Source organism: Pseudomonas fluorescens, from assembly GCF_003732425.1.
GTDB classification, from domain to species: Bacteria; Pseudomonadota; Gammaproteobacteria; order Pseudomonadales; family Pseudomonadaceae; genus Aquipseudomonas; species Aquipseudomonas fluorescens_BE.
The window spans coordinates 1-11515 of record NZ_MOBX01000013.1; the positions used below are offsets into that span (position 1 = coordinate 1).

Genomic DNA, 11515 nt, shown 5'->3' on the forward strand with positions numbered 1-11515 from the left:
CCGAAGGCTCGGGCCGCGATCGGACGATCTTTTGACTTTGATTTTTCTAAAACAAAATCAAAAGATCGTCCGATCGCGGCCCGAGCCTTCGGCAGCTCCTACAGGGACCGTGTGAATTCTGCCAAGGAGATGTTCATGAGTTACACATACGATCAGCAAACCCTGCTTGAGCACTACGTGAAAAAGATCCTCGCCGCGCCGGTGTACGACCTCGCGGTGCGCACGCCTTTGCAAGCGGCGCCGGCGCTGTCGGAGGCGCTGGGCAACCGGATTCTGCTCAAGCGCGAAGACCTGCAACCAACGTTCTCCTTCAAGATCCGTGGCGCCTACAACAAACTGGTGCAACTCAGTGACGAGCAAAAGGCGCGCGGGGTGATCACGGCATCGGCTGGCAATCACGCGCAAGGCGTGGCGCTGGCAGCGCGTGAGCTGGGCATCGCAGCGACCATCGTCATGCCAGCGACTACGCCGGAACTGAAAGTGCTGGGTGTGCGCAGTCGTGGCGCTGAAGCGTTGCTGCACGGCGAGAGTTTCCCGTTCGCGCTGGCCCATGCGCTGCAATTGGCAGAACAGAGCGGACGCACCTTCGTGTCGCCGTTCGATGACCCGGAGGTGATCGCCGGGCAGGGCACCGTGGCAATGGAAATTCTTCGTCAGCATCAAGGTGCGCTGGACGCGATTTTTATCCCGGTGGGCGGCGGCGGTCTGATCGCCGGCATCGCGGCCTACGTCAAATACCTGCGCCCGGAAGTACGGATCATCGGTGTCGAGTCGGAACACTCAGCGTGCCTGAAGGCAGCGCTGGAAGCGGATCAGCGCGTGGTGCTGCCGAGCGTCGGCACCTTCGCCGATGGCGTGGCGGTAGCGCAGATTGGCGCGTTCGGATTTGAGGTTTGCCGCTTTTGCGTCGACGAGGTGATCACCGTCAGCAACGACGACCTCTGCGCAGCGATCAAGAATATCTACGACGATACCCGCTCGATCACCGAACCTTCCGGCGCCTTGGCCGTGGCCGGTATCAAGCAATACGTAGCGCGAAAGGGGGTGCGCGAGCAGACATTCGTGGCGATCGACTCGGGCGCCAATATCAACTTCGACAGCCTGCGCCATGTCGCCGAGCGCGCCGCGGTGTGCGGCGTCTCGGCGTGAAGGGGCTTACGGCAGCAAAGGGCGCAGAAAGCTGCGCTCGTAGCTGACGATGAACTTCTTCTCGACCAGGCTGGCAACCAGTGCGGTGCTCTCCGGGTCGGTCATGGCGATGTGCCGATAGCTTTCGTAATCCGCCAGCGACGGAAAACTAAACAGGCAATAGGCGATATTGCTGGCGCCTTCGGACGGCAAAAAATAGCCGTGATGAGTGCCGCCCAAGCGCTCGACGATGCCGAGCCAGGCCTTGGCGTAGGCCTCGAACTCGGGCAATTGGTAGGGATCAATGACATATCGGACGTGGCAGGTAATCAAACGACGCACTCCTTGTTCGGGTTATTCCTGCAGGGCTGTACCGACCTTGTCCGAGGCCGACCAGATGCGATAACGCACCTCGACGTCCGACGGCGCATACACCACGACCGGCAATTTGCTGTTGTACCGCAGCATGAAGCCGTCACCGACGACCGGCACGAAGGCGCGTTTCTTCTGGCTGCCGGGCGGGCAGGCCATCATCGTGCTCATCGGCCCGATGACTTTTTCCAGGCGATATAACGGATAACCCCAGCCTTCAAGATTCTTCTCATCGAGAACGCCGCCCAAACGCTGGCGATTGCAGTCCACTTCCAACGTTTTGCCGGCGAGAACTTCCACCTGGAAGTTCTCTTCCTGCTCTTGCTTGGGCAAGTGAATGACCTGGCGGGTGAACCCGGCTTCAGCCTTCGGATACGGCGCAACGTCTTCAAGCTTGGCGGCGTGGGCGAGGGTGGACAGGCTGGCAACAAACAAGCCGGTGGTCGCGTAAACGCGTAAAGAACCCATGGAGGCCTCCGTGCGGGTGTAGGGTAGATGACGGGCATTCTTACCGTCATGGGCCGTGATTGCAAACCAGTGTCGAGTTGCAAATTGCAGTGCTGGCAGGGGCGATTCTTGCAATTTGCAAATAGCCAAATACTGGCACCGCCGCCAAGTGCTTGATTTCATGAGGGTAGAAATCAACCGATGAAAGGCACGCTTTATGCGTCGTTTCAGTGCGGCGCACCGGACTTGGGCGCCTACACTCCAATGGGCATTTCGCAGTACCACCGCTTGTCGCACCCAGGGAAACAGCGGGGACACACCCGTGCAGGGTCAGCATCGGTCAGCGTGAATACTTGATTGGCATCTCACAGTAAGGAGAGGGTTTCGCCATGTTTCTGTCTGCCTTGGAACTACGCAACATCATTGAAAGCAGTTTTCTGCCGAAACGCTGCCAGTGCACGCTGTCGCCGGACTTGTCGATGACCGTCAAGGTTTTCGGCGATCACCAGACCGATCAGGTCGATCTGTTGGTCAGTGGCATCGACGCCAGCCACCTCAATGGCTGTCGTGAAATCAATGAACTGATCGCCGGGCTGCGATCGGATCTGAACCAGCAAACTGTGCAACATCATTACAGCCCACGCTCCAGAGTCGTCTAACGCACCGTTTCACCCAGTTCGACCGTCACGCGCCGGGCCTGCACAAAACCAAGGCCCAGCGCGAACTCGACCAGCACCGCGAGCAAAATCCCGGGGCCGGCATGACCGTTGAGCCATTCCGCAAAGCCCAGCACTGCCAAACCAAAACAACCGACGATAAACCCGTTGCTCAGCGCATTGCGCCCCAGCGACGGCGGCGCGTTGCGCACCAGATAAAACATCACCCCCAGCGCCGCAAACAGCACCGCACTGCGCCGCGCGACAAACCCGGCAGCGTCGGAATACTCGATGCTCCAGATCGCCAGCAGACTCTCCGGGAAAATGCCCCAGGCCAACGCCAGCAAAAAACACAACGAACAAGTTAAGCCCGACAACGTGCGAAACGACAACTGCATGGCGAATCCTTGCGGCAGTGAGGAGGGCTCCGAGCATAACCGCCGAAACTCCCCACGCCTACCGCAAACCCGCAAATCAGACGTTTCTGTCAGTTCTGGAAGCTGCACGCTTCAGACAATTTTCGGTAGCTGATTTCCTCAGGTCTACCGGCGTTGTCGATGTACTTCATGTCGGCCGTGACCACCTTGCACAGTTGCGTTGGCGGCTCGGTCAACGACACCACTTTGGCCACATGCAGTGGCATGCCGTACTCATACGGCACGGCTTTGGACGTGGCAGAGGTGTCGTTGGCCTGGGCCAGCCCGGTAAACGCGGTGCAGGCGAGGGCGGCGGTGAGCAATAAAGGACGAATGTTCATGAAAGGACTCCCGTGTGGCGGTTCTAGCGTTCGGCGTGATTCACCCGAACCTGCCGCACCGGGCAACAGCCAAAACGGCTGAGGGCGTGCGGTTCAGTAGAGTTTTTGACCACGGCGTTAAGGGATGGTTAACCGGGCTGAACGCCGGCTGTCAGGGAGTGGGTGGTTTTCTTAGGGATGTTTGGCGAATTCCTACAAAGGCTGGTGCCTTGTCTGCTTTCGTCGGCTGGAGCGGGGCGGTTATTGTCGGTTGCCGCTGCAAAATCAGTGGTTCGGGTTTGGTCACCTGGGAATAATCGATTGCATATGTGCCATCATTTGCACCGCGGAGTTCTTTGACCGTGAAGTGCATAGCTGTGGCGGCCGTGTGCAGGACGCCTTCGGGCGAGCTGAGTTGATTGTTCTCGGTTGACCAAGCCTGTACACGGTCCGCCTCCCACCGTTTGGTCACGGTGTCGGCGGTTACTTTTGAAACAATCGAGTAATCAACATGCCAATAATCAAACTGCTACAAAACCGCTATCTCCCCCTAAGCAGCAACGTCACCGAAACCCCGACGCTACTCATCGACACCCAAGCCAACCCGAAAGACATCCTCGAAGCCGCCGTCCAGCGCATCCGCGCCGCCGCCGACCTGCTCGAAACCCTGCATTGCCTGTGCTTCAAGCACGCTGATGTGCAGGACATTCCCCACATCACCCATGCGCTTTACCTGCTGACGCAGGATGGCAATGATCTGCTGCAGGTGGCGCAGCAGGAGATGTTGAGTTGGAAGGCGCCGGTTTGATGAGAAATTGAAAGGACTCAGCCACGGGGCGGAGTGAGAAACGACCCGTGTTTCAGCGTGGTAAGGATTTCGTTGAGTGAGGACGCGGATCCAGCACCGTCGATGCCCACTCCAACTCGATGCGATTGTTCGGCAGAAAATAGACATGCAACGTGTCATCGCCACGGTTGCGTGAAGGCAAGTGCACTTGCACTTCGTGTCTTTCGATCTTTATCCCCAGATCCTCTTGAGCTTTAGACATGCTCAGAAGCCACGCAACCTTAGCGGTGTTGCCATCGATGCTCCAACAGCAGGTCACGCCTCCGTTACCGCCCCAGTGACCATTTACCCAATAGCTGCCGATGGGACGATCAATGTAGTTGTGGGATGTAAGGGCAGCACCGGGAGTACGAACACGGTCATGAATTAGAGATGTCACAAAAGCGGCCAGCAGCACTGTCGCGCAGATCAATATCTTCGAGCGACTGGACATGGGCGTCTGACTGAATCGCATATTCTTACTGCGCCTCACTGCTTTCCGAAACAGCTTTGGTTGGTCGGGGTTCAAATGGGCTAAACAAGTCAGGACTCCATCCGAGCCGTACTTTATTACCCGGATCAAAGCGCACATGCAGGTACTGATCGTGTGGGCCACGCTGGGGAAGCGAAAGCTGAACTTCATGGTGCTCTTCTACCGCGCCCTGTATTTGCTGCTGTTTGGTCATGTCCAATATCCAGGTGACTTTGGCTGTGTCTCCCTCAAATTTTGAGCAGCACATAATCCCACCGCCGCCGTTGGCAAAAAGGTTCCCACCCCAAAATCCATTGACCCAGAAACTGAAAATCGGTCGCTCCATATGGTTTTCCGAAGTCACCATTGCACCTGGCGTGCGGAACAGTGCGAGGATTTGGGGGGTGGCGTAGCTAAGCAGCAATACCAGTACAGCTAGGGCTATTCGTCTTCGTCGCCATATTCGTTTTCGACGTGCGTCCGCAGCAATATCTATCAAATGACTAAAATTCCAAGGTAATAGGTTACATTCCGGCTTTATGCCTGGAGAGGACTTTACCGATCGCGAACCGATGAGTCACACTTCAAATTTTCCTGGATTAGAATCAAGAGGGTTGCTTTAACTTGGATATAGTAAGCTTATGAGGAGGCTGCACATGCCGCTACCAAGCTGAGGATCTCCAACATTTAATCAAACAGCGAGACCACGCTCGCGTTCCAAATCAATCAATCTTGTCGTTGGACCATCCGCTTCCAGTCGTTCAGTCACGACAGTGGGCCAACGGTTGCGCGAACGACGCTTTGCTCTTTCATAAACAAAGTCTTGAATCTTGTTTGATGGATAGAAGACTATATTGTTTAGTAGCATTAAAAAATCAGTGCCAGTTAAGTAATTGCTTCCATCTCCAGCTTCTTTTTTTTCACGAATGATTTTTCTCCATGCGCCTAAGTATTCAGATTGTTTTAAGTTTAGGTCTAACTGGCTTTTTACAAAGTCATCCGATTCGCTATGAGCTCCAGTGTGGTCGAACCATGGGCCGTTGTTCATATAAGAGCGAATATATTCCCAAAAACCTTTCTGCATTTCTAAAGACTTTCCCGCCGGCGTACCAATGCTCACCATAATTTCGTTTTCAGGTTCTCCCAGGCGCTTCATTAATACTTCAAGCGAGGCGTTTCGGATGCTCCCAGAATAAAGGCCAACCATGTCGAACTCGCAAGCTACAGCCTCTATTCCCTTCCAAGGAGTATGATAGAGCTCTCCTTCGTTGTCGAAATAGACTTCCTGTGTTCGTCGATTGAAAATTATGGGAAGTGGTAAAGCGCGTCTTGTTTCGATGATGATTGGAACAATGAACAACGGTATCCCGAAAAGTAACATCCAGCCCACTCCGTCCCACTTGCCCAGTAAAGCCATCCAAACGCCAATGATGAGTGCGATTAGAGCTGGAACTCCCCCGAGAAGCCCACTAAGCAAGCCGCGGTTTCGATCACTGCCAATTTTTAGTGAAAGATAGTGTTCTGTGTGTTCATCAGTTATAAAAAGCTCAAGAGGGTGCTCTCCCGTAGACTCGTCGTCACTAAGAACTGCGGTAGGAGCATCACCATATTTCGCCATGATTTTTTTCATTGCCGTTCTTAAAGCCATGCCATTTCCTTGACTTCGATGGGCGGTATTGCGTGCCTTCAAGTAAGGAGTAGTAAGCTATTACCTTTCGGTTTCGTGATCATAAGTCAAACAGAAAAACCGCGCTCGCGTTCTAAGTCTATGAGTCTAAGTGTGGGGCCGTCTTGATGTAAGCGTTCTGTAACTATTTCTGGCCATAAGTTTCGTGTTTTTCTCTGTACATAATTGTATGTGAAGTCTTGTATAGCATTGGTTGGAAAAAAATTAAATGTCCAATAAACATAAAAGCGTCAGATGCAGTTAAGTAGTTAGAGTGTCCGGATTTGACTTTTTTATCTGTGATCGTTTTTTTCCAGTATCCCAAAAAGTCTGACGGTCTAATATTGCTCGAAAGCGTTTTCTTTATGAATTCATCGGATTCTGCGTGGTTGCCATTTTCATCAAACCATGGGCCATTATTCATGTAGCTGCGAATGTATTCCCAAAACCCTTTTTGCATATCAAGTGTCTTGCCCATTGGGGAGCTCAAACTAACCATAAGAGCATTTTCAGGGTCGCCTAGACGTTTTACTAGTATTTCGAGAGAAGCGTTATTTATACCGCCCGTATAAATGCTTGTCATTTGAAATTCACACGCGATAGCTTGAATATTGTCCCATGGCGTATGATACAAATCACCATTTTGATCAAAATAAACTTCTTTTGTTCTGCGATTAAATAATACAGGTAAAGGCAGTGGTTTTCGCGTTTCAAAATAAAACGGAATAAGGAACATGGCCGCGGCAAAGAAAATACAAAGGCCTACAAGATCCCAACGGCCTTTTATGATCATCATAAATGCCAATGCAATACTTGCGAGAGATCCTACGCCTGCCGCTATACCTGTTATACCTCCTCTATCTGCATCTCCTGCCATCTTTAACGTTAAGTAATTCTCTGTATGTTCATCGGTGATAAATAGTTCGCATGGAGGTTGTCCGGTGCTCTCGCTGGCTTTCAATACGACGTTCGACGTGTTGCCGTACTTCGATGCTGCTTGGGCGATAAGGTTTTTTAGATCCATGCTATTTCCTTGATAACATTTGCACCGCTCGGATTTCTTTATCCGTGGAGTGCATAGCTGTGGCCGTGTGCAGGACGCCTTCGGGCGAGCTGAGTTTGAACCGTTCTACGTTGATCAAGCCTGTACACGGTCGCCTCCCACCGTTTGGTCACAGCTATGGCGATTACCTTCAATACAGTTGAGTAATCAAAATCCCAATAATTAAAATACTACAAAACCGCTATCTTCCCCTCATCAGCAACGTCACCGAAACCCCGACACTGCTTATCGACACCCAAGCCAACCCAACCCTAAAGACATCCTCGAAGCCGCCGTCCAGCGCATCCGCGCCGCCGCAGACCTGCTCGAAACCCTGCATTGCCTGTGCTTCAAGCATGCCAACGTGCAGGACATTCCACACATCACCCATGCGCTTTACCTGCTGACGCAGGATGGCAATGATTTGCTGCAGGTTTCGCAGCAGCAGATGTTAAGTTGGAGGGCGCCGGTTTGATGAGAAATTGATAGGACGCAGCCACGGGACGGAGTGAGAAACGACCCGTGTTTCAGCGTGGCAAGGATCCAGCATCGTCGATGCCCACATCAACTCGATACGATTGTTTGGCAGGTTCAAATGGGCTAAATAAGTCTGGACTCCACTTCAACTTAACAATATTCCCGGGTAGAAACGTACGTGTAGATAAGATCAGTACGCTTTTGCAGGGGTAGAGGCATTGTCAGCTCATACTCTTCTTGCCTCATTCCTTGCTTAAACTGATCTTCTGTAGTGCTACCGATCCACGAGACACGAGCCATCGCCCCCTCAATCCTTTGGCAGCACATAATTCCGCCACTGCCCCTTGCAGGTATATAGCAGCCCCAAAAGTCATTTACCCAAAAACTTAAAATTGGATGTGTAATTCTCCGATGTCAGCATGGCGCCAGAAGCAGATAGTGAGGTGGAGACACCGGTTTGATAAGACTTTCGTAGTGGGCGTCGCCGAGGGTAGCGCAATAGCGTACCCACGGTTCCCTATCTGAGATTGATCGGAAAATACTCAAGCCGTGTTCGCTATTGCACCTTGCGGGATTTGGGCAACCCGTACTATGGCTTGGTTCTCTTTATGGTCAGTCCATCGTTGAATTTGAGTTTTCAAATCCGGTAACTCGGCACGATCACCGTAAACGTCGGAAAGCTCTACGGTTGTTTGCTCCAATAAATCAATGTTTTTCAGCGTGGACTCGATATTTTTGAGTTCTTTTTGATTATGACTCACTGCCAGAGCAATTTCCTTCTGGCGGGTTTGGAGATCAGACATAGTTGATCTTCTCTGTATGGCCGTTGCGCGATCCTGAGGTCTCCCCTCAATTGTTCCACCTGGAAATTCAACTTGTTGCGTGGTCTGCCACTTTTCCAATTCAGAACGATAGAATTCCAATTGGGTACGCAAGTTGAGCGCTTCGCGCGGAGTAATAATTTTTCCGCCACTGGTTTGTGTGTCTTGCCAGCGACGTAAAGTCGCCCAACAGGCGGGAATGTAGCCGCCAAGCATCGTATGATCGGCTCCGTTCATTACTTGTACTCCGAAATTGCTACGTTCAGGAGTGTCATTGTTTTTGATATTCGCATAACAAAGCTGCGTCATTGCAGACTCTTCATATCCTTCACAACCCGGAGTCCATAGGACCGATGAAATCTGGTTGCCTGGCAGCCTCAATGGGGTGAAGTAGCGTTGTATGCCATGATGTCGGTAGGGCTTCCCACCGAACCGATTCAATCCGGCACCGAAGACGATTCCCCCTACAATCGGTGCGACTCCTCCGGTGACAGTGGCGGCGACTCCTGTAACCCAGACCGCTTGCTTAGTATCCATCCAGGCCGCGGGTACGCTGGGTACCGGGTCATTATTGTTCACGATTCGGTGATGAACGAGAGTTTTCGCTTTTTCGACAAAATCTGCGTCACCTGCTCTAGGCGAACCAAAGGTGTAGAGAATGACTTGTTCATCATAGTTTTGACGTATCCATTCAGCTAACAAGAGCGCAATCGCCCCCCCGAGGCTGTGACCACAAACCACAACACGCTGGCCATTTGTAAGAAATCTTTCGAGATATTTGGTTATAAAAGGTTGTAATACGACGTAGGCTTCATGAAATCCTTGGTGAGCCTTACCGACACCATCTTTAATCGGGACTTGCTCTGCATCTCCATCGCGCAAGGCATCCCACTTTTCCGCTGTTCCACGTATTGCTATCAGAATCATACGATCGTCATGCGTTGCATACGCTTGAGTATCGGTCTTTTTTGAATCCAATGAATACCCGCGCGCATCATTGAAAAAATGAACTTGCGATGGAGTTTCCTGTTCGCTTGGATTTATATAGAGTTTTGGATCGTAAGGAATGATCTCCAATCGTTTTGAGTAGGGGGTGTCTTCAACAATTGGATAGTTTACTGTTTTAGCATCGGCGTAACGCATGGGTTCCTGGTGGCAAGCCAGGCAGGTTTGCAGTACATGTCCGACCGTTCCGACAGTAGGGAATGTTATTTCTTGTCCAGGCTTTCTTGGTTTTGAGTCTTCTGGATTTTCGGGTGCATTCGGATTTTCAGGGGATTGCCCAAAATCACCATAACTTAGCGTTGCAAATAACGAAAGGTTGTAAAGATTTACTGCGCTGAAGGTAGGCGCCAAGGAGATAAGTGGTCTGAATGCCCTTAATGCACGTACTTCTAGAACGTAATGTTTATCTGGTAGAAGCGCCGTTCCATAATCTGGCACTTTTCCTTCACCAAAGTCACAGGCTAGTTTTGTCCAGCCGTAAGGGACAGGTTTGGATAGTTTTGCCGGAGCGGGTAAGTGGCTTTTGTGCTTTACAAATTGGCGGACCTCTACGTTGTAATATTCTGCCTTTTCCGACGAGGCTCTATAAGCGCCGCTTTTAGCGGTGCTACCGATTGGGCGATGTAACGTTTTTTCAGCCGCGACCTGAAAATCCGTCAAGGGGATTGGATAATCTTTTCGGTCGACAAGGTTTTCATACCAAGCGTCTCCACCGGAATATGATTTTGCTAACGTTAAAGTTACTGGGCCTTTGTAGTTGTTGGTGACCTTCGCGTATCCGTCACTGTCCAAGTTACCATTGTATTTTTGCCCCTCTGCGTCGATCAATTCATAGCTTAAGCCTGCGTATGGTTTGCCGTCACCAAACTCATCAACCAATCTAAAGCTTACCCAGCTGCCCCGGGCGGGGCAGACACTTTTGTCACACAGGTATGGGTCCGTCATCGGGAATGTCCTTATTCAGTGCAAGACGGATATACCGTACACTCGCGGCCGTTCATTTTAAATTTTTTGAAAGTAGGAGGAGTTTGGCACCTGTTTGATGTTGTGCTGCCCTGACAAGGCTTCCAGCCCTTCGTAGTTTTAATCCAGCGATTGTTCATGCTGGGCTCTTCGTCTTTTGATAGACGGAAGGTGAATTTTACGTTTTTACCGTTAATACTTGATCGTTCAATTGAACCGCCCGGTTTGCTGCGTTCAAAATAGTCAGATGACACGTCCCAATCGGTATTTGCCGCGCTGCAAGATAATATTTTGGAAATCCCGTTTTTTTCGATTCTCGCAACGCTGAGTTGAAACATCCAGGTGCACAGGCCTCTAAATTCAGGGTTCTCAGTCAAAGGCGGCGCTGAATCTCCAATAGCGGTACTGCCTATTACAGAAATTGCTCCGATATCCCCGCCGATATCCAATGAAGATGTGCCATAGCGGCCGTCAATGGCCATGTCTACGCGAGTCAGCTCCATCTTGCATCCGGCTATGCGATAACTGAGAGGAATATTGAAGCGGGCGGTTTGCTCTATATCTTTTACATCAATCTGATCAGTTTTTTGATGTCGCCGGGTCACCTCTCCTCCCAAACCAGCTGAATAGATTTTACAATCCTGACCAGCTAGTGGTGAATATTGTGATTTTGCCGTCAAACCAAAGTTGGCAGGTGTAGTCGCTACTAGGGTAAAAGAGTCGGTCCCGTAGTGGCTTGTAATGTCTTCAATGCTGCTTTGAGCAATTTGGCCTGCAGAGGTGCAGGCACCGATTAAAGGAAGCGTCAGAAGTAATAAAGACTTTAAATTGAATGAAAGTGATGGGTTACTCATTTGTCGCTTCCTGAGAAAACGTTAAAAACATAACTAAACTGGATTGATGA

The 11515-nt window shown here is 51.2% G+C and carries 12 protein-coding genes and 2 pseudogenes; 4 read left to right on the forward strand and 10 right to left on the reverse strand.

Translation table 11 applies throughout. From position 1 onward, the window contains the following. Window positions 1–129: 129 nt before the first annotated feature. A pseudogene (gene ilvA, locus BK670_RS10430) lies at window positions 130–1125 on the forward strand (threonine ammonia-lyase, biosynthetic); the annotation flags it as partial. Window positions 1126–1155: 30 nt separating this feature from the next. On the opposite strand, the gene BK670_RS10435 reads toward ilvA, so the two are convergent. Next, window positions 1156–1461, reverse strand: coding sequence for an NIPSNAP family protein (locus tag BK670_RS10435; protein ID WP_064362707.1), 306 nt, complete (start codon window positions 1459–1461; stop codon window positions 1156–1158). 21 nt (window positions 1462–1482) lie between these two features. After that, window positions 1483–1968 (reverse strand): serine protease inhibitor ecotin, encoded by a 486-nt coding sequence (gene eco / locus BK670_RS10440; RefSeq protein ID WP_123449689.1) that lies wholly within the window; start codon window positions 1966–1968, stop codon window positions 1483–1485. Window positions 1969–2336: 368 nt separating this feature from the next. Here eco and BK670_RS10445 point away from each other — a divergent pair, with 368 nt between their 5' ends. Then, window positions 2337–2606, forward strand: a complete 270-nt coding sequence (locus BK670_RS10445) for a DUF1652 domain-containing protein (protein WP_007912157.1) — start codon at window positions 2337–2339, stop codon at window positions 2604–2606. Here the strand turns inward: BK670_RS10445 and BK670_RS10450 are convergent. After that, complete coding sequence (locus BK670_RS10450) at window positions 2603–3001, reverse strand: hypothetical protein (protein WP_123449690.1); 399 nt, start codon at window positions 2999–3001, stop codon at window positions 2603–2605. The genes BK670_RS10445 and BK670_RS10450 overlap by 4 nt on opposite strands. An 89-nt stretch (window positions 3002–3090) precedes the next feature. Further along, window positions 3091–3360, reverse strand: coding sequence for a DUF2790 domain-containing protein (locus BK670_RS10455; protein ID WP_123449691.1), 270 nt, complete (start codon window positions 3358–3360; stop codon window positions 3091–3093). Between the two features lie 490 nt (window positions 3361–3850). Between BK670_RS10455 and BK670_RS10465 the strand changes: the two genes are divergently transcribed. After that, window positions 3851–4147 (forward strand): hypothetical protein, encoded by a 297-nt coding sequence (locus BK670_RS10465; RefSeq protein ID WP_123449692.1) that lies wholly within the window; start codon window positions 3851–3853, stop codon window positions 4145–4147. Window positions 4148–4199: 52 nt separating this feature from the next. Here BK670_RS10465 and BK670_RS10470 read toward each other — a convergent pair whose 3' ends face one another. The 4 genes from BK670_RS10470 to BK670_RS29610 all read right to left on the reverse strand — a co-directional run bounded on the left by BK670_RS10470 (window position 4200) and on the right by BK670_RS29610 (window position 7327). Then, window positions 4200–4619, reverse strand: coding sequence for a DUF3304 domain-containing protein (locus tag BK670_RS10470; RefSeq protein WP_185036762.1), 420 nt, complete (start codon window positions 4617–4619; stop codon window positions 4200–4202). Between the two features lie 25 nt (window positions 4620–4644). After that, window positions 4645–4983 (reverse strand): DUF3304 domain-containing protein, encoded by a 339-nt coding sequence (locus BK670_RS10475; RefSeq protein WP_259697547.1) that lies wholly within the window; start codon window positions 4981–4983, stop codon window positions 4645–4647. A 345-nt stretch (window positions 4984–5328) separates the two neighbouring features. Continuing rightward, window positions 5329–6285: a DUF6708 domain-containing protein gene (locus BK670_RS29875; protein ID WP_259697548.1), complete on the reverse strand. Its 957-nt coding sequence runs from the start codon at window positions 6283–6285 to the stop codon at window positions 5329–5331. Between the two features lie 163 nt (window positions 6286–6448). Continuing rightward, window positions 6449–7327: a hypothetical protein gene (locus BK670_RS29610; RefSeq protein WP_259697549.1), complete on the reverse strand. Its 879-nt coding sequence runs from the start codon at window positions 7325–7327 to the stop codon at window positions 6449–6451. Between the two features lie 200 nt (window positions 7328–7527). Here BK670_RS29610 and BK670_RS29880 point away from each other — a divergent pair. After that, window positions 7528–7820 (forward strand): annotated as a pseudogene (locus tag BK670_RS29880) (hypothetical protein). A 544-nt stretch (window positions 7821–8364) separates the two neighbouring features. Here the strand turns inward: BK670_RS29880 and BK670_RS10495 are convergent. Beyond that, entirely contained in the window at window positions 8365–10527 is a 2163-nt protein-coding gene (locus BK670_RS10495) for a lipase family protein (protein WP_259697550.1), read from the reverse strand. Window positions 10528–10604: 77 nt separating this feature from the next. Next, window positions 10605–11465 (reverse strand): hypothetical protein, encoded by an 861-nt coding sequence (locus tag BK670_RS10500; protein ID WP_123449695.1) that lies wholly within the window; start codon window positions 11463–11465, stop codon window positions 10605–10607. Between the last annotated feature and the right edge of the window lie 50 nt (window positions 11466–11515).